The 20,259-nt window shown below is 69.8% G+C and carries 25 protein-coding genes and 1 pseudogene; 14 read left to right on the top strand and 12 right to left on the bottom strand.

Annotation, left to right across the window (positions count from 1 at the left end):
• Window positions 1-42 precede the first annotated feature (42 nt).
• From ACYQ0J_RS07630 to ACYQ0J_RS07620, 3 genes are all read right to left on the bottom strand, one after another.
• The gene (locus ACYQ0J_RS07630; protein WP_460171566.1) at window positions 43-1,332 is read right to left on the bottom strand and encodes an ABC transporter substrate-binding protein; all 1,290 of its coding nucleotides are present in this window, start codon (window positions 1,330-1,332) and stop codon (window positions 43-45) included.
• Between the two features lie 106 nt (window positions 1,333-1,438).
• Window positions 1,439-2,419: an asparaginase gene (locus ACYQ0J_RS07625; protein ID WP_460171565.1), complete on the bottom strand. Its 981-nt coding sequence runs from the start codon at window positions 2,417-2,419 to the stop codon at window positions 1,439-1,441.
• Window positions 2,416-2,697: a DUF309 domain-containing protein gene (locus ACYQ0J_RS07620; RefSeq protein ID WP_460171564.1), complete on the bottom strand. Its 282-nt coding sequence runs from the start codon at window positions 2,695-2,697 to the stop codon at window positions 2,416-2,418. The genes ACYQ0J_RS07625 and ACYQ0J_RS07620 overlap by 4 nt, the downstream gene beginning before the upstream one ends.
• A gap of 22 nt (window positions 2,698-2,719) precedes the next feature.
• Here ACYQ0J_RS07620 and ACYQ0J_RS07615 point away from each other — a divergent pair, with 22 nt between their 5' ends.
• Genes ACYQ0J_RS07615 through ACYQ0J_RS07605 form a run of 3 tightly spaced genes read left to right on the top strand, consistent with a single transcriptional unit; the run spans window position 2,720 to window position 4,810 of the window.
• Complete coding sequence (locus tag ACYQ0J_RS07615) at window positions 2,720-3,517, top strand: ABC transporter substrate-binding protein (RefSeq protein WP_460171563.1); 798 nt, start codon at window positions 2,720-2,722, stop codon at window positions 3,515-3,517.
• On the top strand, window positions 3,504-4,136 hold the full coding sequence (locus tag ACYQ0J_RS07610) for an ABC transporter permease (RefSeq protein ID WP_460171562.1): 633 nt from the start codon (window positions 3,504-3,506) through the stop codon (window positions 4,134-4,136). Before ACYQ0J_RS07615 ends, ACYQ0J_RS07610 begins: the two co-directional genes overlap by 14 nt.
• Complete coding sequence (locus ACYQ0J_RS07605) at window positions 4,133-4,810, top strand: ATP-binding cassette domain-containing protein (RefSeq protein WP_460171561.1); 678 nt, start codon at window positions 4,133-4,135, stop codon at window positions 4,808-4,810. The genes ACYQ0J_RS07610 and ACYQ0J_RS07605 overlap by 4 nt, the downstream gene beginning before the upstream one ends.
• Here the strand turns inward: ACYQ0J_RS07605 and ACYQ0J_RS07600 are convergent.
• Together ACYQ0J_RS07600 and ACYQ0J_RS07595 are read right to left on the bottom strand one after the other, a co-directional pair.
• Window positions 4,807-5,316: a ubiquitin-like small modifier protein 1 gene (locus ACYQ0J_RS07600; protein WP_460171560.1), complete on the bottom strand. Its 510-nt coding sequence runs from the start codon at window positions 5,314-5,316 to the stop codon at window positions 4,807-4,809. The two genes, ACYQ0J_RS07605 and ACYQ0J_RS07600, sit on opposite strands and share 4 nt — an antisense overlap.
• 66 nt (window positions 5,317-5,382) lie before the next feature.
• A complete protein-coding gene (locus tag ACYQ0J_RS07595) occupies window positions 5,383-7,206 on the bottom strand; it encodes an aldehyde ferredoxin oxidoreductase family protein (RefSeq protein ID WP_460171805.1) in 1,824 nt (607 codons plus the stop codon).
• 135 nt (window positions 7,207-7,341) lie between these two features.
• Between ACYQ0J_RS07595 and ACYQ0J_RS07590 the strand changes: the two genes are divergently transcribed.
• A complete protein-coding gene (locus ACYQ0J_RS07590; RefSeq protein ID WP_460171559.1) occupies window positions 7,342-8,250 on the top strand; it encodes a carbohydrate kinase family protein in 909 nt (302 codons plus the stop codon).
• On the opposite strand, the gene ACYQ0J_RS07585 is transcribed toward ACYQ0J_RS07590, so the two are convergent.
• Entirely contained in the window at window positions 8,239-9,198 is a 960-nt protein-coding gene (locus ACYQ0J_RS07585; RefSeq protein WP_460171558.1) for a quinone oxidoreductase family protein, read from the bottom strand. The two genes, ACYQ0J_RS07590 and ACYQ0J_RS07585, sit on opposite strands and share 12 nt — an antisense overlap.
• A gap of 74 nt (window positions 9,199-9,272) precedes the next feature.
• On the opposite strand from ACYQ0J_RS07585, the gene ACYQ0J_RS07580 reads away from it, so the two are divergent.
• The 3 genes from ACYQ0J_RS07580 to ACYQ0J_RS07570 are packed head-to-tail and all read left to right on the top strand — an operon-like array spanning window position 9,273 to window position 10,524.
• A complete protein-coding gene (locus ACYQ0J_RS07580; RefSeq protein WP_460171557.1) occupies window positions 9,273-9,701 on the top strand; it encodes a hypothetical protein in 429 nt (142 codons plus the stop codon).
• Window positions 9,698-10,249, top strand: coding sequence for a hypothetical protein (locus tag ACYQ0J_RS07575; protein ID WP_460171556.1), 552 nt, complete (start codon window positions 9,698-9,700; stop codon window positions 10,247-10,249). The genes ACYQ0J_RS07580 and ACYQ0J_RS07575 overlap by 4 nt, the downstream gene beginning before the upstream one ends.
• Window positions 10,231-10,524 carry a winged helix-turn-helix domain-containing protein gene (locus tag ACYQ0J_RS07570; RefSeq protein ID WP_460171555.1) on the top strand — a complete coding sequence of 98 codons (294 nt, stop codon included), beginning with the start codon at window positions 10,231-10,233 and terminating at the stop codon, window positions 10,522-10,524. The genes ACYQ0J_RS07575 and ACYQ0J_RS07570 overlap by 19 nt, the downstream gene beginning before the upstream one ends.
• Window positions 10,525-10,598: 74 nt before the next feature.
• Here the strand turns inward: ACYQ0J_RS07570 and ACYQ0J_RS07565 are convergent, their stop codons facing one another.
• Complete coding sequence (locus tag ACYQ0J_RS07565; protein ID WP_460171554.1) at window positions 10,599-11,648, bottom strand: NADH:flavin oxidoreductase/NADH oxidase; 1,050 nt, start codon at window positions 11,646-11,648, stop codon at window positions 10,599-10,601.
• 168 nt (window positions 11,649-11,816) lie between these two features.
• On the opposite strand from ACYQ0J_RS07565, the gene ACYQ0J_RS07560 reads away from it, so the two are divergent.
• A complete protein-coding gene (locus ACYQ0J_RS07560; RefSeq protein ID WP_460171553.1) occupies window positions 11,817-12,479 on the top strand; it encodes a hypothetical protein in 663 nt (220 codons plus the stop codon).
• A 3-nt stretch (window positions 12,480-12,482) separates the two neighbouring features.
• On the opposite strand, the gene ACYQ0J_RS07555 is transcribed toward ACYQ0J_RS07560, so the two are convergent.
• Together ACYQ0J_RS07555 and prfA are read right to left on the bottom strand one after the other, a co-directional pair.
• Window positions 12,483-12,950, bottom strand: a complete 468-nt coding sequence (locus ACYQ0J_RS07555; protein WP_460171552.1) for an NUDIX hydrolase — start codon at window positions 12,948-12,950, stop codon at window positions 12,483-12,485.
• Window positions 12,950-14,014 (bottom strand): peptide chain release factor 1, encoded by a 1,065-nt coding sequence (gene prfA / locus ACYQ0J_RS07550; RefSeq protein ID WP_460171551.1) that lies wholly within the window; start codon window positions 14,012-14,014, stop codon window positions 12,950-12,952. Before prfA ends, ACYQ0J_RS07555 begins: the two co-directional genes overlap by 1 nt.
• Window positions 14,015-14,079: 65 nt before the next feature.
• Between prfA and ACYQ0J_RS07545 the strand changes: the two genes are divergently transcribed.
• Window positions 14,080-14,874 carry a ZIP family metal transporter gene (locus ACYQ0J_RS07545; protein ID WP_460171550.1) on the top strand — a complete coding sequence of 265 codons (795 nt, stop codon included), beginning with the start codon at window positions 14,080-14,082 and terminating at the stop codon, window positions 14,872-14,874.
• Between the two features lie 69 nt (window positions 14,875-14,943).
• Here ACYQ0J_RS07545 and ACYQ0J_RS07540 read toward each other — a convergent pair whose 3' ends face one another.
• On the bottom strand, window positions 14,944-15,534 hold the full coding sequence (locus ACYQ0J_RS07540) for an SCO family protein (RefSeq protein ID WP_460171549.1): 591 nt from the start codon (window positions 15,532-15,534) through the stop codon (window positions 14,944-14,946).
• Window positions 15,531-15,941, bottom strand: coding sequence for a copper chaperone PCu(A)C (locus ACYQ0J_RS07535; RefSeq protein ID WP_460171548.1), 411 nt, complete (start codon window positions 15,939-15,941; stop codon window positions 15,531-15,533). Before ACYQ0J_RS07535 ends, ACYQ0J_RS07540 begins: the two co-directional genes overlap by 4 nt.
• Before the next feature lie 90 nt (window positions 15,942-16,031).
• On the opposite strand from ACYQ0J_RS07535, the gene ACYQ0J_RS07530 reads away from it, so the two are divergent.
• Genes ACYQ0J_RS07530 through ACYQ0J_RS07510 form a run of 5 tightly spaced genes read left to right on the top strand, consistent with a single transcriptional unit; the run spans window position 16,032 to window position 19,822 of the window.
• On the top strand, window positions 16,032-17,225 hold the full coding sequence (locus ACYQ0J_RS07530) for a right-handed parallel beta-helix repeat-containing protein (protein WP_460171547.1): 1,194 nt from the start codon (window positions 16,032-16,034) through the stop codon (window positions 17,223-17,225).
• Entirely contained in the window at window positions 17,204-17,881 is a 678-nt protein-coding gene (locus ACYQ0J_RS07525; protein WP_460171546.1) for an ABC transporter ATP-binding protein, read from the top strand. The genes ACYQ0J_RS07530 and ACYQ0J_RS07525 overlap by 22 nt, the downstream gene beginning before the upstream one ends.
• Entirely contained in the window at window positions 17,865-18,542 is a 678-nt protein-coding gene (locus tag ACYQ0J_RS07520; RefSeq protein ID WP_460171545.1) for a nitrous oxide reductase accessory protein NosL, read from the top strand. The genes ACYQ0J_RS07525 and ACYQ0J_RS07520 overlap by 17 nt, the downstream gene beginning before the upstream one ends.
• A gap of 9 nt (window positions 18,543-18,551) precedes the next feature.
• Window positions 18,552-19,076: a nitrous oxide reductase accessory protein NosL gene (locus ACYQ0J_RS07515; protein WP_460171544.1), complete on the top strand. Its 525-nt coding sequence runs from the start codon at window positions 18,552-18,554 to the stop codon at window positions 19,074-19,076.
• Window positions 19,073-19,822, top strand: coding sequence for a hypothetical protein (locus tag ACYQ0J_RS07510; RefSeq protein ID WP_460171543.1), 750 nt, complete (start codon window positions 19,073-19,075; stop codon window positions 19,820-19,822). The genes ACYQ0J_RS07515 and ACYQ0J_RS07510 overlap by 4 nt, the downstream gene beginning before the upstream one ends.
• A 214-nt stretch (window positions 19,823-20,036) precedes the next feature.
• Here ACYQ0J_RS07510 and ACYQ0J_RS07505 read toward each other — a convergent pair.
• Window positions 20,037-20,259, bottom strand: a pseudogene (locus ACYQ0J_RS07505) (transposase); the annotation flags it as partial.

The raw sequence follows: 20,259 nt of genomic DNA, 5'->3' as shown, positions 1-20,259 counted from the left end.
ATCCCCCCAGGGGGCCCTTGGGCCCCCCGGGGAAGGCCAAGGCTAGCGCAGGATGCGGCGGAGGCGGCCCTCGAGGTCCCTCACCGCCACCTCGCCGGTCTTGCGGCCGGTGAGGACGCTGTGCACCTCGGTCCAGATGGCCTCGGACACCTGGTTGTACCTGGCCCCGGCCACGTCGGAGGGGCGGGAGACGGCGTTTTGGAAGACGGGTAGGAGGTCGCGGAACCAGGCGTTTTTGGCCAGGACGTCCCGGTCCGTGTAGAGGGCGGGACGGGTGGGCAGGCGGGAAAGCCTTACGGCGTTGTCCTTCTGCACCTCGTAGGAGGCCAGGTACTTCACCAAGTCGGCGGCCTCCTTGGGGTAGCGGCTGTAGGCGGAGACCATGAGCTGCCACCCCCCCAAGGTGGCGGCGTTGGGGGCATCGGCCCCACCCTTGGGGAGGACCGTGACCCCGAACTTACCCCGGATGGGGCTTCCTTCCGCCTGGCCCAGGGCGTAGGCGTAGGGCCAGTTGCGCATGAAGAGGCTGTTCCCCTGTTGCCAGACGTTCCGGGCCTCCTCCTCCGCGTAGCTGGTAACCCCTTGGGGGGCGATGGTGCCCACGAAGCGCCGGATGGTGTTGAGGGCCAGGGCGGCGCGGCCGTTATTGATGCTGATGGTGCCGTCCGGTTCGATGATGCGCCCGCCCTTGTGGGAGTAAATCCACTCCAGGGCGTCGCAGGTGAGGCCCTCGTAGGCCTTTCCCTGGAAGACGAAGCCGAAGAAGTCGCGGTTACCCGCCTTGCGCTCCCCCTCCATGACCTTCTGGGCCATCTGTTCCAGCTCAGCCCAGGTGCGGGGTGGGTTTTTGTACCCGTACTTCTCCAGGAGGTCCTTGCGGTAGTAGAGGATGCCCGCATCGGTGAAGAAGGGGATGGAGGTGAGCTTGCCGCGGATGGTGTTGTTTTGGACGATCCGGGGGAAGAACTCCCTGAGCTCGGCCTCAGAGAAATAGGGCTTGAGGTCGGCGGCGTGGGGGGCCACGATGCCCGGCCAGATGACGTCGATCATGTAGACGTCCACGTCGGGGCTACGGGCGGCCCAGTACTGCTGGTAAAGGGCCAGGCGGTCGTTGGTGTCGGCGGGGGCGTCGATGTACTCCACCCGGGTGCCGGTCTTCTTGCCCCAGGCCTCCACCATCTCCTTCATCCAACGCCCGCCCTCGCCCACGGCGGTGGAGTCCCCGGCCACCCGGATCACCGGGCCCGCCTGGGCCCGGACCACGGCGGGGCCCAGGATGAAGCTGGCTGCCAGGCCGACTCCTGCTTTTTTGAGAAACTCCCTGCGCCTCATAACAACCTCCTATGGAAGCTTTTCCAAGGGGGATTCTACCCCGCCTTGCCCCTGGGTGTCAACCGGAAAGGGGGGGCTGGATCCCGTCTCCGCAGGGGATAGCCCTTTACAGCCAGCTCAGCTCTAGGTGGGCCTCGAGGTGCCCCACCCTCAGGTCCCGGTGGTTGCGCACCTCGGGCCGGTCCCAGGGGGTGGGGCCGGGGTCCAGCCCCAGGAGGCGCAGGAGGGCCACCACCGCCACCTCCCGGGCCAGGGTGGCGCCGTCTTCCACCTTCAAGGCGATACCCAGGGGCCCTTTGGGGCTTTCCAGGAGGGCGAGGCCGTGGTACCCGTCCGCGCCCCTCTTGGCCACCAGGGGAAGCCTTTCCATGAGGAGGGTGTCTATGCTCCCCGGCCCCGCCACCAACTGGGGGTGGCGGCGCATGGCCTCCCGGACCCGCTCCAGGGGCTCCCGGTAAGGCGGGGGGGCGGCTTCGGGGCTCGCCAGGAGGTAAAAGGCCCGGGCCGCCCGGGCGAGGGGCAGGGCGAAGGTGGGCACGCTGCACCCGTCCGTGGCCTGGGCGGGCGCAACCCCGGAAAGCTCGGTGAGGGTCTTCCGGTTCAAGGCCTGCACCGGGTGGTCGGGGCGCTCGTACCCCTCGGTGGGGGCCCCCAGGGCCAGGGCCGCCGCCAGCATCCCCGCGTGTTTCCCCGAGCAGTTGTGGTGCAAGGGCGTGGGCCTTTGCCCGGCCTCCTCCAGGGCCTTCCGGGCCTCCTGGGAAAAGGGCGGGTGCACCCCGCAGACCAGGTGCCCGGGGCCGAGGCCGAGCTTTTCCAGGAAGCGGGCCGCCACCTCCACGTGGTGGGGGGTGCCGTCGTGGCTGGCGGTGGCCAGGGCCACCTCCTCCTCCCCCAGGCCGAAGCGCCCCACCGCTCCCGTGAGGAAGAGGGCCAGGGCCTGGAAGGGCTTGGCCGAGGAACGGAGGTAGCTCCAAAGGGCGGGGTTCCCCGCGTAGGCCAAAAGCCCCTCCCGGCCCCAAAGGGCCAGGGAGACCCGGTGGCGGTTTTCCACGAGATCGCCGCGGTAAGCGTAAACAAAGGCGCTCACGCCCCAAGTCTACGCCGGGCCTCCGCCAAGAGGGCCTGCCAGTCCACGCCCAGGTACGGGTTGGGAAGCCCTAGAAGCCTGGCCTCGGCCTTCCTGAGGTTTCTCAGGCCGCTCCTCCCCAGGCTCCTCTGGTGGAGGGCGGCGGCCAGGAGGATGAGCCCCTGGAGGAAGCGCCGCCTTTCCCCTCGGGCCCCAAGCCACGCCCCCTCCAGGACCTCGTGGGCCTCAAAGTACCTGCCTTGGCGCAGGCGGGTGAGGTACGCCTCTAGGGCCTCCACGCCTCCAGGCTAAACTGGACCCGTGCGCCTCCTGGTTTTCCTCCTCCCCCTTTTCCTCGCCGCCCAGGCCCTGCGGCTCGCCACCACCACCAGCGTCTACGACTCGGGCCTTCTGGACCGGCTCCTACCCGCATTCCAACAGGCCACGGGCATCCGGGTGGAGGTCCTGGCCGTGGGCACGGGCCAGGCCCTGAAGCTGGCGGAGCGCAAGGACGTGGACGCCGTCTTGGTCCACGCCCCCGAGCTGGAGGCCGAGGCCCTGAGGAAGGGGTACCTGGCGGGGGGCTTCTGCCTGGCGGAGAACTTCTTCCTCCTGGTGGGGCCCAAGGAGGACCCGGCCCGGGTGCGGGAGGCCAGGGATGTCCTGGACGCCCTGGGGCGCATCGCCAGGGCCAAGGCCCCCTTTGTCTCCCGGGGAGACCGTTCGGGGACCCACCTGAAGGAGCTCAGCCTTTGGGAGCTTGCCCGCCTAAAGCCCACGCCCCCTTGGTACCTGGAGTCGGGGGCGGGCATGGGGCAGACCCTGGTCCTGGCGGCGGAGAAGCGGGCCTACACCCTCTCCGACCTGGCCACCCACCTCACGGTGGGGCAGAGGCGGGGCCTCGAGGCCCTCTACGCCCGGGAGGACCCGCTCCTTCGCAATCAATACAGCTATTACCGCGTACCCCAGACCCCAGGCGAGGGGGAGGCCGAGCGCCTGGGGCGCTTTTTGGCCTCTCCGGAGGCTGCCCAACTGGTGGAGGGGTTGAAGGTGGAGGGGCGGAGCCTCTTCAAGCCGCTACGGGGGCAGTGTATCATCCCCCCAGGTGGAGGCCGCTGAGCTCTGGGAAATCACCCTAAGGAGCCTTCTGGTGGCGGGGGCGGCCACCCTTCTTGCCGCCTCCTTGGCGGTGCCCTTGGGGCTGTGGCTCGCCCTGAGGGGGGGCGGGGCCTTGGGCCGGGTCCTCGTCTATTCGGGCATGGCCCTGCCCTCGGTGGTGGTGGGGCTCTTCCTCTACCTCCTCCTTTCCCGCGCGGGGCCCTTGGGAAGCCTGGGCCTCCTCTACACGCCTTACGCCATGGTGCTGGCGGAGGCCATCCTGGCCTTCCCCCTCATCGCCGCCTTCGTCCTCTCCGGGGCCAGGGGCCGGGTGGAGGAGGTGCGCCTCTTGGTGCGAAGCCTGGGGGGCAGGGAAGCCCAGGTCCTGCCCACCCTCTTTTGGGAAAGCCGCCGCACCCTGGCCGCCGCCCTGGCGGCGGGCTTCGGCGGGGCCATCAGCGAGGTGGGGGCCGCCACCTTGGTGGGCGGGGACATCCGCCACCACACCCGGGTCCTCACCACCGCCATCGTGGTGGAAACCCGCAAAGGGGAGGTGGAGGCGGCCTTGGCCCTGGGGATGGTGCTCTTAGGGGTAGCCCTTTTGGTCACCGGGCTTCTCGTGGTCTTGGAGCGGGAATGAGGCCGGTTCTTAGGGCACACGGGCTTCGGCATACCCTGGGGGGCTTCCTCCTGGAGGTGGAGCGCCTCGAGGTCTTCCCCGGGGAGATTCTGGCGGTCCTGGGGCCTTCCGGAAGCGGCAAGACCACCCTCCTCCGCCTCCTTGCCGGGCTTCTGACCCCGGAGGCGGGGGCGGTGGAGGGGGGGTTTCGCGCCTACCTGCCCCAGACCCCCCTCCTCCTGCGGCAAAGCGTCCTGGAGAACGCCGCCTTCGGCCTCCGCCTTCAGGGGGTGCCCCGGCGGGAGGCCCAAAGGCGGGCGGAAGCCCTTCTGGCGCGGGTGGGGCTTCGGGAAAAGGCCCGCCAGAAGGCCCACCTCCTCTCCGGGGGCGAGGCGGTGCGCCTGGCCCTGGCCCGCACCCTCCTGGTGGCCCCGGAGGTTCTCCTCCTGGACGAGCCCACCGCCAGCCTGGACCCCAGCAACGTGGCCCAGGTGGAAGGCCTCCTGCGGGAGGCGGCCCGGGAGGGGCGGGGAGTGGTGCTGGCCACCCACGACCTCTTCCAAGCCCGCCGCCTGGCCGGGCGGGTGCTTTTCCTCTACCTGGGCCAGGTGGTGGAGGAAGGGGAAGCGGCCCGCTTCTTCGCCGAGCCCAGGGACCCGCGAAGCCGGGCCTTTCTGGAGGGAAGGCTGTTTTAGCCCCCGCCCCGGGCGGCGGCCAGGGCGATGCGTCCGTACCAGGCCTTCGCCTCCTCCCCCTCCACCTCCACGAGAAGCTGGGGCACGGCGAGGCTCCCCACCTTAAGGGGCTCCACCTCCCGGAAGCGGACCACCGCCCCGGAAAGGCGGTAGACCCCCTCCCCCTCCCGCACCCCGCCCCACGCCTCCAGGTAGCGCGCCAAAAGCCAAGGGGGAAGCGCCCCGAAGGTCTGGGCGAGCCCGCCCCCCGCCACCGGGGGGAAGAGGTCCAGGGTGGCCCCGGGGGGGAGGGGGGTGGCGAGGCCCTGGAGGTAGCGTACGTCCCGGCCCTCCAGGAACACGGAGACCCGCTCGGCAAGGGCCTCTCCCTCAAAGAGCTCCTCCTTCAGGGTGGGGTAGGCCTGCACCAGGCGGGAGAGCACCTCCCCCACGGTGGCGCCCTCCACCTCCAGCTGGCCCTTCCCGGTGAGGTCGCGGAAGGTGGCGTAGAGGTTGACCTTGGGCATACCCTGAGTTTAATGCCACCCCATGCTGGCGCGCGCCAGCATGGGGGGCTCCGGCGGTACCACCCCCTAGTCGGCGGCCTGGGAGAGGATGCCGAGCTCCTGGAGCTTGGCCGGGGGCACCACGCCCTTTTCCCAGCCCCGCTCCCGGTAGTACTCCTTTAGCATCAGGTCCAGCTCCGTGACCTGACCCTTGGAGCCCGCGCAGTCGGAGGGCTCCTTGAGGAAGCGCTCAGGCAGGTAGTCCGAGCCCTCGGCCCAGCCCGCCAGGTTGTTGTAGTACCGCTCCAGGTTGTAGATGCGCTCCCCGATCCTCAGGATCTCCTCCGGGGTCACGGGCCTACCCCAGTAGGCGGAGAGCTGCTTGGCGTACTCCTCGGGGCCCTCGGCGAACTGGCTGAACTTGCAGAGGTCCAGGGAGTCGGTGAAGGCGGAGAGGTCCTGGAAGAGCTTGGTGAGCTTGCCCTTGCCTTCCCAGGCCAGGGGGTCGGTCTTGTAGGGCACGCCCAGGATCTCCGAGGCCGGGGTGTAGGCCCGGAGGTGGCAGGCCCCCCGGTTGGAGGTGGCGTAGGCGATGCCCATGCCCTTGAGGCCCCGGGGGTCGTAGGCGGGGATGGACTGGCCCTTCACCTCCAGGGCGATCTCGGGGTGGCCGATGGCCTTGGCGAACCGGGCCGGCCCCTCCGCCAGCATGTCCCCCACCCCCTTGCGGTGGGCGATGGCCTCGAGGACCCGCGCCTCCCCCTCCTTGTCCCCGAAGCGGATCCCATCCCCGCCCCGGTAGTAGCCCTTCTCCGTGGCCTCCATGAGAACGGCGATGGCGTTGCCCGCCTCGATGGTGTCCATGCCGTAGGCGTTGCAGAGGTAGATGGCGTACCCGGTCCAGTCGGTGTCCGTGTGGCCCGAGTGGGCCCCCAGGGCCCAGGCGGACTCGTACTCGTAGGACTCAAAGCGGATGGTCCTGCCGTTAATGTGGACCTCCACCATCTTCTTGCAGGCCACGGGGCAGGCGTGGCAGGTGTTGTCCTTGATGAGGCGGTGCTCCCGGATGAACTCCCCGGAGATGGTCTCCACCCCCTCAATGCAGGTGTGCTGGGCGTTGTAGGTGGGCAGGGCCCCCATGACGTTGGTGATGTTCATGAGGACGTTGGTGCCGTAGAGGGAAAGCCCGCCCTTCTTGGGGGCGGTGACGTTTTTGGGGTCGTTGATGGTGGCGGAGGCCAGGCGGTCCGCCTCCCTCCAGAGCTCGGGGTCCTTGGGCTGGGGCATGTGGTCCTGCTTGCCCACCACCACGATGGCCTTGAGCTTCTTGCTCCCCGCCACGGCCCCGGTGCCGCCCCGGCCTGCGGCGCGCTCGTCGTTGTTGATCCAGTTGGCGAAGCGCACCAGGTTCTCCCCCGCGGGGCCAATGGCCATCACGTCCGCGTCCTCCCCGTGCCGCTCCCTGAGGATGCGGTGGGTCTCGTGGGTGGTCTTGCCCCAGAGGTCGGAGGCGTCCTGGATGGAGACCTCCCCGTCCTTCACCAGGAGGTAGACGGGCTTCTCCGCCGCCCCCTTGATGAGGAGGCCGTCAAACCCCGCCCACTTCAGCTTGGCCGCGGTCCAACCCCCCATGTGGCTGTCCGTCACCGTGCCCGTGAGGGGGCTCTTGGTGACCACCGCGAGCCTCCCCGACATCTTGGCCCGGGTGCCGGAAAGGGGCCCGTTCATGACGCAAAGGAGGTTGTCCGGGCTAAAGGGGTCCACCTGGGGGCCGTTTTCAAACACGTACTTCACCCCGAGGCCCCGGCCCCCCACGTACATCTCCAGGTCCTTGGGGTCGGGGGCGAAGTACTCCACCTGGCCGGTGCTCAAGTTGATCCGGGCGAGCTTATGGGCATATCCACCGAGCATCTGCCACCTCCTTGAGGGCCTCAGGAGACGTAGCGCCATCGCCGAAAAGGCCACGCAAGACTGCCCTGGTTGCGGCGGCATTATACCACCCAGCCCCCGGAGGATTGTAAAGAGGGTAACCGGGATAATGGGGGTATGCTGGCCTTCGCGGGCGAGATCTTGGTGGACCTGATCTGGGAAGGCGAGGCCCCCTTGCGGTTTTCCGGGGTGCTAGGGGGCTCGGTTTTGAACACCGCCAGCGCCCTAAGCCGCCTGGGTTTCCCGGTGCGCCTCTTCTCCGAGGTGGGGGAGGACTGGCTTTCGGCTTGGAGCGAGGAGGAGATGGGGAAGAGGGGCCTGGAGGTGCGGCTCCAGCGCCACCCTTTGCCCATGCCCTTGGCCCTGGTGCGCCTGGACGAGATGGGGAACGCCCGCTACAGCTTTCACCGCCCCTTCCAGGCCCCTTTCCGGCCGGAGGAGGGGGCTTTGGGGGGCGTTTCGGCCTTCCACTTCGGCTCCCTCTTCGCCCTCGAGGCCCGCACGGCCCCAGGGGTGGAGGCCCTCCTGGAGGAGGCGGAAGGCGCAGGAGCCCTCCTCTCCTACGACCCTAACCTGCGCCACCCCCCCACGGAGGCCGAACGGGGCCGCATCGCGGGCTACCTGGCCCGGGTGGACCTCCTGAAGCTCTCCTGGGAGGACGCCATGCTCCTCTTCCCGGAGGACCCCCTGGAGAGGGTGCGGCGCCTCCCCATCCCCCTCAGGGTCCTCACCCTGGGGCCCGAGGGGGCGGTGGCCTTTCTGGGGGAGAAGGCGGTGCAAGCCCCCGGGGAAAGGGTGGCGGTGGCGGACACCATGGGGGCGGGGGATGCCTTCACCGCCGGGCTCTTGGCCCTTCTCCTCAAGCGGGGGTACGGCAAGGCGAACCTTAGGGCGCTTTCCCCAGAGGACCTTCAGGAGGTCCTCCGGGGGGCGGTGGCCCTCGCCGCCTTGGCCTGCACCGTAAGGGGGGCCAGCCTGCCCGAGGAGGGGCTAAGGGCCTGGGAGGCCCGCTTTTTAAGGGATTAGGAGCACCTTGCCCACGGTCTTGCGCCCCTCCAGGGCCTCGTGGGCCTCCCGGGCCTTTTCCAGGGGGAACTCGGCCCCGATGCGCACCTTAAGCCAGCCCTCCAGCACCCCCCGGAAGACCTCCCCCGCCCGAAAGAGGAGTTCCTTGCGGCTCGCCGTGTAGTGGTGGAGGGTGGGGCGGGTGAGGAAGAGGCTTCCCATGCGGTTGAGGATCTGGGGGTCCTGGGGCGGCACCGGCCCCGAGGACTGGCCGAAGAGGACCAGCATCCCCCGGGGCCTCAGGGCCTCGAGGCTCCCCGGGAAGGTATCCTTTCCCACCCCGTCGTAGACCACGTCCACCCCGCCTCCCGAAAGGGTTTTCACCGCCTCGGCGAAGCCCTCGTAGGGGAGGGCGTAGTCGGCCCCGGCCTCGAGGCAAAGCCGCCGCTTTTCCTCCGTGCTGGCGGTGGCGTAGACCGTGGCCCCCAGGCGCTTGGCCCACTGGATGAGAAGCTGCCCCACGCCCCCTGCCCCCGCGTGCACCAGGACCTGGTCCCCGGGGGCCACGGGGTAGGTGCTCCTGAGGAGGTAGTGGGCCGTCATCCCCTGGAGGAGGGCCGCGGCGGCGAGCTTGGGGTCTAGCCCATTAGGTACGGGCACGAGCCTCTCCGCCGGCACCACCTGGTACTCCGCGTAGGACCCCTGCACGTTGGCGAAGGCCACCCGGTCCCCGGGGCGCACCCCCACCACGCCCTCCCCCACCTTCTCCACCACCCCCGCCCCCTCCTCCCCCAGGGTGAAGGGGAGGGGCATGGGGTAGAGGCCCTTCCGCTTGTAGGTGTCGATGTAGTTCACCCCGATGGCGAGAAGCCGCACCAGGACCTCCCCGGGCCCAGGCTCCTGGGGGGGAAGCGCCTCCAGCCTCAAGACCTCCGGTCCGCCCACCGCGTGCACCCGTATGGCCCGCATGGGAAGAGTCTACCGGGAAGTAAGCCTTGACGTGCAAATGACTTTGTGTTACAAACATATCTGCGGGGGTGAACATGAAGGCGACCAGGGTGCTGGCGTGGGTCTGGCTCCTCCTGGCCTCGGCCTTGGGGGGCTCCTTAGGGTATGGCTTCCTGGGCTTCCAGGGGGGCTGGCAAGCGGGCGGAGGCGGCTTTGGGGTCTTCCAGGAGGTGGCCCTGGGCGGGGAGTCCTGGGGCGGCCCGAGCGGGTACGGGGGGGGCTTCTTGGCCGGGCCCTGGCTTCCGGTGAACCCGGGGGTCTTCCTCCTTCCCGCCTTAGGCCTGGGCGGCGAAAGCCGGGGGGGAAGCGGGGGCTTCCTCCTGGACCTGGGGGTGCGGGGCTTCTGGTTCCTCCGGGCAGAGGGGGGCTGGCTCCTGGGGGTGGGTGCCGGGTACGCCCTTCCCTTGGGGTTTTCCGGGGGCGGATGGTACCTGCGGTTCCTCGCGGGAGGAGGCAGGCCATGAGGCCGGAAGAGGCCAAGGCGCTTTGGGAAGCCGCCGGGCAAACGGAGCGGGCGGCCAGGCTTAGGCTCGCCCTCCTCGGGGGGTGGCTCCTCGTCCTCTGGGGCGGGCTTTGGGGCGTGGGGAGCTTCCTCCTCGCCTGGTCCCCGGAGGCGGGGGAACGGTTCTGGACGGCGGCGGCGCCCTTGGGGGCGGCCCTCTCCTTTTACCTGGGGGTGCGGCAGGGCAGCAGGGTGCGAAGCCTCATGGGCTTCCAGACCTTTGCCTTCTGGGGGCTTCTCACCCTCTTCGCCCTCCTCCACTGGCTCTTCCTCCTCCCGCCCGTAGACCTTAAGGGGGAAAGCTTCCTCGTGAGCCTGGTGGCCTTCGCTTACGCCTACATGGGGGTCCTTTGGCGCATCCCGGGGATGGTCTGGGCGGGGCTCGGCCTCTTCGCCGCCGACCTCCTCTTCTTCCGCCTCTTCCCGGACCTCTTCCACCTGGGGATGGGGGCCGTGGGCCTCCTGGCCCTGGCCTATGGGGGGGTGCTCCTTTGGCGCTGGACCCGCTGATCCACCAGGAGACCCGCCTCCGGATCGTGGCCCTCCTCAGGGGGCTCGGGGAGGACGCCAGGGTGGAGTTCACCTGGCTCAAGGAGGCCCTGGGGCTCACCGAGGGCAACCTCGCAAGCCACCTGCAAAAGCTGGAGGAGGCGGGGTACGTGCGGGTGGAAAAGGGCTTCCAGGGCAAAAGACCCAAGACCTGGGTGGCCCTCACGCCGGAGGGTCAAGCGGCCTACGAGGCCTACCGGAAGGCCCTCCTAGAGCTTCTGAAAACCGAGGGGTAGGCCAGAGGGCCTCCGCGCCCCTTCCCCCGGGTTCCTTCCGAGCCCCGTGGCGGCCAGTCCACGATGGGGGGGCCTCAGAAAGCCCGCAGGTACTGGGGCGGCACGGGGGCCTCCGTCCCGAGGGCCTTGGCCGCCCTCAAGGGGAAGTAGGGGTCCCGGAGGAGGGCCCGGCCCAAGAGCACCAGGTCGGCGCTTCCCGCCTGGAGGACGGTCTCCATCTGCTCGGGGGTGGTGAGGAGCCCCACCGCCCCCGTCTTCATCCCCACCCGCTTTCGCACCGCGTCGGCGAAGGGCACCTGGAAGCCCGGGGCCGCGGGCACCTTGACGCCGGGCACCACCCCGCCCGAGGAGAGGTCCAAGAGGTCCACCCCCAGGGCCTTGAGCCTTTCGGCGAAGGCCAGGGTGTCCTCGAGGCCCCACCCCCCTTCCCCCCAGTCCGTGGCCGAGACCCGCACGAAAAGGGGAAGCTCAGGGGGCATGGCCTCCCGCACCGCCCTCGCCACCTCCAGGGGAAAGCGCATGCGGTTTTCAAGGCTTCCCCCGTAGGCGTCGGCCCTCCGGTTGGCGAGGGGGGAGAGGAAGGAGGAGAGGAGGTAACCGTGGGCCATGTGGAGCTCCACCACCAAAAAGCCCGCCCGAAGGGCCCGCTTGGCCCCCGCCACGAAGGCATCGAGGACCCGCGCCATTCCCCCCTCGTCCAGGGGTTCGGGCACCGGGTAGCCCTCGGCGAAGGGGAGGGGGCTCGGCCCCACCACCTTCCAGCCCAGGGGCTTCCCCCCGTCCCAAGGCCTCGCCACGCCCGCCTTGCGCCCGGCGTGGGCCAGCTGTATCCCCGGCACCGCCCCCGCCTCCCGGATGCGCCGGGCAAGCTCCTTAAGGCCCGGGAGGTGGTCCTCGGACCAGATCCCCAGGTCAAAGGGGCTGATGCGCCCCTCCGGCAGGACCGCGGTGGCCTCCACCAGGACGAGCCCCACGCCCCCTAGGGCCCGGGTGGGGTAGTGGAGGAGGTGCCATTCCGTGACCCGGCCCTCCCCCGTGGCCGAGTACTGGCACATGGGGGAAAGGGCCAGGCGGTTCTTGAGCGTTACGTTCCGGAGCGTCAAGGGGGTGAACGCCAGGGACATGCGTCCATTATGACTCCTGGGTCAGGGCCTTGGGAAAGGTGGGTGGAATGCCTTCCGGGAGTCCGTACGCCCCCGGGGCGCTCTTCTACCGCCTCACCTGGCCTGCACCCTGAGCCCTATCCCAGGAAACCCCTACCCCGGGAGGGGCTCCCGGGGTAGACTTGGTTTATGGACCCGGGCCTCGAGGCCGCCTTCCAGTACGTGGAGCGCCTCCTTTTCGGGGACGTGGAGCGCCCCGGCCTCACCCTCTACGACCTGGAGCGCCTGGTGGGCTACCCCGCCAAGGGGGACGGCCCCTTGGCCTACACCCTGCCCCGCACCCAGAGCCTTTCCGGGGTGCTGGGGGTGCGCTTCTTCTACTACCCCCGGGATCCCCACCTGCAGCTCATCGTGGAGATCGAGGACCGGGAGGGTAAGAAGCACCTAAGGCACTTCCGCTGGAACGGCTTCACTTGGGAAGCGCCCGAGGGCGGGCAGGGGAAGCTAAGGGCCACCGAGGAGAGCCTGGGCCCGGTGCAGGTGGGGGAGGATTACTTTTTGGGCTTTCCCCGGGAGGAGGCCATGGAGCTGGAGCAGGCGGTGCGCAAGGGCGAGGCCTTGGGGGCCAAGTACCTCCTCTGTCCCCGTTGCGGGGCCCGCGTCTTCTACGCTCCCGCCGTCCGTCCCTCCCAGGTGGCCTGCCCCAGGTGCGGCAACCCCACCCTCCTCTTCAAGACCTTTTCCGGAGAGCCCGCCAAGGACCCCCTCGAGGCCTTGGCCGAGGAGCAAAAGGCCCTACGCAGGGCCATTGAGGAGCTCACCGCCTACCTCAAGCGCAAGCTGGGCCCCTAGCCCCTAAACCCGGGTGCCCGGCTGGCCCCAGCTCGAGTAGGCGTAGAAGCGTCCCCGTTCCCCCGCCAGGTAGTCCAGGAGGGGCTCCTGCAGGGGGCGGTGGCCGGAGAGCTTCGCCGCCACCTCTTCCGGGGTGAAGAAGCGGGCCTCCACGATGTGCCCGTCGGGGTCCCGCGGGTTCAAAAGCCCCTCGTAGCTGGCCCGGAAGGCCATGGCCAGGGTGCGCTCGTTCTTGCGGCGGTCCTCCACCTGGATGACATAGGCCAGGTGCTCAATGGCCTTGATCCTGAGGCCCGTCTCCTCCCCCACCTCACGCACCAGGGCCTCCAGAACCGTTTCCCCGGGCTCCACGGTGCCCCCGGGGAGGGTGTAGCGCACCTGGCCCCTTCGGCTCCAGTCGTTGCCCACCAAAAGCACCCGCCCCTGGCGGTCCAGGAGGATAGCCGCCACCACCAGAATCTCCCGGCGCATCACGCTTCCGTCATGGCCTCCAGCTGGCGCTCCTGGTCGGCCCGCTTGAGGGCCTCAAGAAGGGGCTGGAGGTGCCCCGAGAGGACGCCCTCGAGGTCGTGGGTGGTGAAGCCGATGCGGTGGTCCGTGACCCGGGACTGGGGGAAGTTGTAGGTGCGGATCTTCTCCGACCGCTCCCCGGTGCCGATCTGGGCCAGGCGGGTCTTTCTTAGTCTTTCCGCCTCCTCCGCCCGCTTCATCTCCAGGAGGCGGCTCCTTAGGATCATGAGGGCCTTCTCCCGGTTCTTGATCTGGCTCCGGGAGTCCTGGCAGGTGACCATGATTCCCGTGGGCAGGTGCACCACCCGCACCGCGGAGTCCGTGGTGTTCACCCCCTGCCCTCCGGGCCCCGAGGCCCGCATCACGTCGATGCGCACCTCCTCCATGTTGAGCTGGAAGTCGGACTCCTCCGCCTTGGGCAAGACGGCCACCGTGGCCGTGGAGGTGTGGATCCGCCCCTGGGTCTCGGTGGCGGGCACCCGCTGGACCCGGTGGACCCCGCTTTCGTACTTGAAGGTGCCGTAGGCCCCAGGGCCCCGGACCTCGAGGACCACCTTGGAGAAGCCGCCCAGGTCCGTGGGGTTGGAGTCCAGGACCTCGGTCTCGTAGCCCATCTCCTCGGCGAACCTCAGGTACATCTCCAGGAGGTCCCGGGCGAAGAGGGCGGCCTCCTCCCCCCCGGTGCCCGCGCGGATCTCCACGATGGCGTCCCGCTCGTCCATGGGGTCCTTGGGGAGGAGGTGGCGTTCTAGCGCCCGCTCCAGCTCCTGCTTCCGGGCCAAGAGGGCCTCCCGCTCCGCCCTGGCCACCTCCTTGAGCTCGGGGTCGTCCAAGAGGCTTTCCGTTCCCTCCAGGTCCTGGAGCACCTTGCGGTACTCCCGGATGAGGGCGATCACCTCCCCCATCTCCGCGTAGCGCCGGGAGAGGGCCTGGTAGCGCTTCTGGTCCTTCAGGACCTCCGGGTCGGCGAGGAGCGCTTCCAGCTCCCGGTACTCTTCCTCGAGGCGTGCGAGCTTGTCCAGCATACCTTACCTCAGGATACCCCAAAGGGGGCTTGCCCTCGGGTTTAGGTAACCCTAAAATGGGGGCCATGGAGGCGCCCCTGCTCTACGCTCTCCTGGGAGGGCTTTTCACCTGGGGGCTCACCGCGGTGGGGGCGGCCAGCGTCTTCCTCGCCCGGGAGCCTAGCCGCAAGCTCCTGGACGGCCTTCTGGGGTTTGCCGCCGGGGTGATGTTGGCCGCCAGCGTCTTCTCCCTCCTCCTCCCCGGCATGGAGATGGCCGAGGCCCAGGGCATGGTCCCCTGGGTACCCGCGGTGGTGGGGTTTCTCTTGGGCGGGGGCTTCCTGCGCCTGATAGACCGCCTCCTGCCCCACGTCCACCTGGACCCCGGGGCCAGGGAAGAGGGCCTCCACACCCCCTGGCGGCGCACCACGCTCCTCATCCTGGCCATCACCCTGCACAACTTCCCCGAAGGGCTGGCGGTGGGGGTGGCCTTCGGGGCCGCGGGGCTGGACCCCACGGGGGCCGCCACCCTGGGCGGGGCCATCGCCTTGGCCGTGGGCATCGGGCTCCAGAACCTGCCCGAGGGCTTGGCCGTGGCCTGGCCCTTGCGGCGGGCGGGCATCGGGGCCGGGCGGGCCTGGTTTTACGGCCAGCTCTCCGCCATCGTGGAGCCCATCGGGGCCGTGCTCGGGGCCCTGCTGGTGGCGGAGATGCTCGCCCTCCTGCCCTACCTCATGGCCTTGGCGGCAGGGGCCATGGTCTTCGTCATCGTGGAGGAGGTGATCCCGGAAAGCCAGGCGGAGGGCAACGGGGACATCTCCACTTTCGGCGTCATGACGGGCTTTGCCCTGATGATGGCCCTGGACGTGGCCCTGGGCTGAGGGCCCGCGTCCCCCTTTCGCTGCCCAGGGTTTTTGGGCCCCAACGCGGCGAAAGCCGCGTTGGGGTACTTAGAGGAGGGCCCGGAGGTCCGCCACCACCTTCTCCGTGGCCTCCACCTTGTCCGGGCTGAAGAGGAGGACGAGGCTTCCCCCCTGCACCACGAAGGTGGTGGCGGTGTGGTCCACCAGGTACTCCCCGGGCCCCCGGTACTGGCTTTTCTGGTAGTAGACCCCGAAGGCGCGGGCCACCTCCTGGATGGCCTCGAGGCTTCCCGAAAGACCCAGGAACTGGGGGTGGAACGCCTTGGCGTACTGGTCCGCGATCCCGGGGGTGTCCCGCTCGGGGTCCACGCTGATGAAGACCACCTGCACCCGCCTTTGCTCCTCCGGGGAGAGGCGCTCGTAGGCCCGCTTCAAGGCCAGCATGGTGGTGGGGCAGACGTCGGGGCAGTGCACGTAGCCGAAGAAGATGAGGACCAGCTTGTCCTGGAACCGGGAGAGCTCCACGGGGCCCTCGGGGCCTTCCAGGGTGAAGGCCACGGGTTTGGGGTTCAAAAGCCGAGTGCCGTAAAAGCTATGGGAACCCTTGGGCAGAAGCAGGTAGGCCAGGCCCACCAGGGCCAGCACCAGGACTAGGGGTACAAGAAGCCTCGCTTTCATCGCATCTCCACCGGAAGGATAACCTTAAGCCGGGTCCCGTCCGCAAACCTCAGGGTAAGCTCCACCTTTTCTCCCGTCTTTAGGGGCCGCTTGAGCCCTTCCAACATCAGGTGGTACCCCCCCGGGCGAAAGACCACCTTGCCCCCAGGGGGGATGTCCACGTGGGGCAGGGGGCGCATGCCCAGGACCACCTGCCCCCCCCGTTGCTCCCGGTAGTCCTGGTGGAAGGAGACCCGTTCGGCCACCCCCGTTTCCGCCCCCACCAGGCGCACAGGGGTCTTCCCCCGGTTTTCCAGGGTGAGGTAGGCGGCGGTGTCCCGCACCACGGGGGGCACCCAGCGCACGAAGCCGGGGGTGACGGCGGGTTGGGCCCAGGCCAGGGCCAGGAGCAGGAGGAAAAGCCCCATGCCTTCAGGCTACCAGACGAGGGAGGTTCCCCATCCTGGTCTAGGGAGGAAAGTACGAATGTCCCGCCCCGTCCCCCTACCCTGGGTAGGGTGAGGCGCCCCTACCTCCTCCTGGCCCTGGGCCTCGGCCTGCCGGGGCTCGCCCAGCCGGTGCTCCGCCTCGAGGGCGAGGTGGCGGGCCCCCTCGTCCTCACCACCCCGGGCCTGGTGGTGGAGGGGGAAGGGGCGGTGCTCCGGGGGAAGGAGGGGCACACCCTCTCCCTCCTCGCCCCCGGCATCCGGGTGCGGGGCCTAAGGGTGGTGGGGGCCGGGCCGGAAGAGGACTTCTTTGAGCCCGATGCCGCCATCTACCTCCGGGGGTGCGAGGGGTGCGTGCTGGAGGGGGTGGCGGTGGAGGAGGCCCCCACGGCGGTGCGGGTGGAGGACGCCCCGGGTGTGGTGGTCCGGGGGCTCACCGCCCTCGGGCGGGGGGCCTCCCCAGGGGTGCTGGTCTACGGGAGCCCGGGGGTCCGGGTGGAGGAGAGCGAACTCCGGGGCTACATGGAGGGCATCTACGTGGAGTACAGCCCCTACGCCCGGATCCGGAAGAACCTCCTGGAGGAAAACGGGCGCTACGGCTTCCACGTGATGTTCTCCTGGGGGGTGGTGGTGGAGGGGAACCTGAGCCGGAAGAACGGCATCGGCAACGCGGTGATGCACGGGGCGGAGAACCTGGTGCGGCAAAACCTCCTGGAGGGGCACGAAAGCCCCGTGGCCTACGGCCTCCTCCTCCAGGACGAGCGGGGAAGCCGGGCCGAGGCCAACCGCTTCACCCGGAACACCCTGGGCCTGGTGCTCCTGGATGCGGTGGGGGTGCGGGTGGCGGAAAACCTCTTCCGGGAAAACGGCACCGCCTTGCGCCTCACCCGGGAGCGGGGCGGGAACTCGGCCCGGGTGGAGGGGAACGCCTTCCAGGGGAACCTCTACGACCTCCTGGTGGATGATCCCGAGGCCAAGGCCCAGGTGGTGGGGAACCGCTACGACCGCACCCCGGGGCTTCCCGTGCCCCACCTGCCCACGAGCTCCTTCGCCCTCTTCCTGGCCCGCCAGCCGGAGCTTTCCCTCTTTGCCCTCTCCCCCGGGGTGCTCCTTTGGGAGGCGGTGGAGGCCCAGGTGCCGGGGCTCCGCCTGGCCTCCCTGGCGGACCCCCGTCCCCTTCCCCTTGCCCGGGGCGGGGCCCTTGGGGAGGCCTGGCTCGCCCTGGGGCTTTTGGGAGGTGTCCTGTGGTGGCGGTTCAGGGCCTGAGCAAGGGGAGGAGGCTTCTCGGGGTGAGCCTCCGGGTGGAGGGAGGGGTGGTGGGGCTTCTCGGGCCCAACGGGGCGGGGAAGAGCACCCTGCTCGCCCTCCTCGCGGGCCGCCTGAAGCCCGATGGGGGAGAGGCCCGCCTCCTGGGGTACGCCCCCCGCGACCCCCGCCTTTTCCCCTTGCGGGCCTACCTGCCGCAAGGCCCCAGGCTCTTCCCCCACCTGCGGGCCCGTGAGGTGCTGGAAGGGGCCAGGCGGATGAAGGGCCTGGGGCGGGAGGCCCTGGAGGAGGCGGTGGAGCGGATGGGCCTAGGGGGCTTCCTCTCCCGGCCCGTGGCCACCCTCTCCGGGGGCCAGCGGCAGCGCCTGGCCCTGGCGGCAAGCCTCATGGGGAACCCCCCCCTCTGGCTCCTGGACGAGCCCACCGCGGCCCTGGACCCCAAGGGGCGGGAGCGCTTCTGGGCCTGGGTGGGGGAAAAGGGGGAAGGGGTGGTCCTGGTGGCCCTGCACCACGTGGAGGAGGCCCAGGGGCTTGACCGCCTCCTCCTCCTCAAGGGGGGCCGGGTCCTGGAGGAGGGCCCCCCGGACCGGGTTTTGGGCCCGAGGGGAGAACGCCTCCCCTGGCTGATGGAGGTGCTCTATGAGGAACCGGCGTGAGGTGCTGAAGGCGTTGGGTGGACTGGTGCTGGCTTCGCCCGCCCTGGCCCAGATGGGGGCCCAGGCGGGGACGGCTCCCGGGGGGGGGCGGGTGCCCGCGAGGCCCATCCCCTGGGACGCGGGGACGTGCGCCTTCTGCGGCATGCCCATCCGGACCCCGGAGGGGCAGTGGCGGGGACGCACCTTCCCCAAGGGCTTCTTTGAGCAGACCTACTCCCAGATCGCCTTCGCGGAGCCCCGGCCCGCCCCCCACAACCCCAAGGAGGCGGTGGAGGCCCTCCACTTTGAGAGCATCGCCTGCATGGTGAACTACGCCTGGGTCCACGGGCTCAGGGACGGGGAGGGGGCCACCTTCTACGTGACGGACCGGGGGGCCTACGACCCCAACCGGCCCCAGGAGAGCGTGCGCCTCATCCCCGCCCGGGACGCGGTCTTCTACTGGGGCGAGAAGATGATGGTGGTGATGAACGCCAGGCTTTTGGCCTTCGGCAGCGCTAAGGCGGCGCAGGAGTTCGCGGAGAAAAACAGGGCCAACCACGGGCGCCAGCGCTTCTACGCCTTCCAGACCCTTTGGGACCTCGCCCCCTTGCCGGAGATGAACCTGGTGGCCCTCCTGGCCCAGCACGCGGGGCTCCTCGGGGGCGGGCACGGGGGGCACTAAGCTAGGGGCATGGAGCGGCGCCATCTCCTTTGGCTTGCGGTGCAGGGGGCCTTCCTGGCCCTCCTTCCCCGGGCCCAGGCCGCCCCCCGGGCCCTCCGGGTGGGGGTGGAGGCCTGCCCCTACTGCTTCATGACCATCCTGGACGCCCGCCACGCGGCCCAGGCGGTGAACCCCCAGGGCAAGGCCTTCTTCTACGATGACCCCGCCTGCCTCCTGGACCAGCTGAACGGCTGGGGCGGGCCGGAGCTCAAGGCCCGCGAGGTCTACCTGGCGGACTTCCTGGAGAGCACCCGGACGGCTCCCGTCTGGGTGGAGGCGGAAAGGGCCATCCTCTACCACAACCCCTCCGTGCGCACCCCCATGGGCTCGGGGCTCTTGGCCTTCCGGAGCCGGGAGAACCTGGAGCGCCACCTTAAGGCGCGCCCCGAGCGCAAGGGGGGGCGGGTGCTCTCCTGGGGGGAGGCCCTCGAGGAGGGGAAGAAGCGCCCCTGGGTGCCCACGGACTTCTTCCCCCCGCCCCCCAAGGCCCCATGACTCCCCTTTTCCTGAAGGAGACCTGGCGCAACCCCTGGACCCTGGGGCTTGTGGTCCTGCCGCCCCTTCTGGCCCTGGGCTTCCTGGGCCGGGGGGAGGGGGTGGGCCTGGTGGGGCTTTACGCGGGGCTTCTCCTCCTCCTCCCCCCCTTGGCCCTGGCCCTGGGGGTGCCCCTTTTGGCCTCGAGGGAGGAGTGGGCCTTCTGGCTGGGCCTGCCCCTCTCCCCCTTCAGGGGGTTTCTCCAGGGGGCCTTGGGCCTCTTCGCGGGGCTCTTCGTCCCCTTGGCCTTGGGCCTTCTCCTGGGGGCGGGGGTCTTGGGGCTTTCCGGGAAGGCCCTCTTCTGGCTCCTCCTCTCGGGGGTGGGGGTGCTGGGGTTTTGGGTGGGGCTTTCCGCCCTTCTCTCCGCCCTCCTCCTGGAGGAGCGGCGGGCCTTGGGGCTTGGCTTCGCCCTCTTCGGCCTCTTGAACGTCCTCTACGGGCCCCTGGTGGTGGCCCTGGCGGTGCGCCTTAAGAACTACCCCCTGGAGGGCCTCCTCTCCCTGGCCCTCCTCCTCAACCCCCAGGAGGTCCACCGGGTGGCCCTCCTGGCCGGCCTGGACGCCCCCGTCCTCACGGGCCCCGTGGGGTACCTGGTGGCGGAGCGGCTGGGGGCGGTGGGGCCCCTCTTGGGCTTCGCCCATCTCTCCCTCTCCGGCCTCCTCCTGGCCCTCCTCGGGGCCCTGGTCTTCGCCCGGAGGGACCGGTGATACCACCCTGCGCGGGCCTGGGCCTCCGCAAGCTCCTGGGGGAGCCCCTGACGGCCCAGGCCCAGGAGCCCTCTTGGGGCGGGGAATGGGCACGCCCTTTTACCTGAGGGGATGAGCCTGTGGCGCTTGACACGACGGGAATGGGGGTTCTTCTTGCTATAGAGAACCGAAGCGATTTGCGAAAGGGCTTTCCTTGGCCCAACAGACTTGACCGCTATACTGCATAGAGCCCCAGGAAGCGGAGGGCGGAGAGGGGGTTGAAGGAGAAAGCCTCCAAGGCCGCCTTCTTCCCCTTAACCCCCTCCCGGTTTAGCCGCGAGACCAAAAACCCCCGCAGCACCGCCAGGACCCACGCCCCTCTCCCCCGCACTTGGCAAGCGTCCTCGCGAAAGAGAACGTCCCGCACCCAAAAGGACCGGTTCTCCACTTCCCAACGG

The sequence above is a fragment of the Thermus sp. FJN-A genome (genome assembly GCF_054655095.1).
This window is presented reverse-complemented; position numbering and strand designations above follow the sequence as displayed.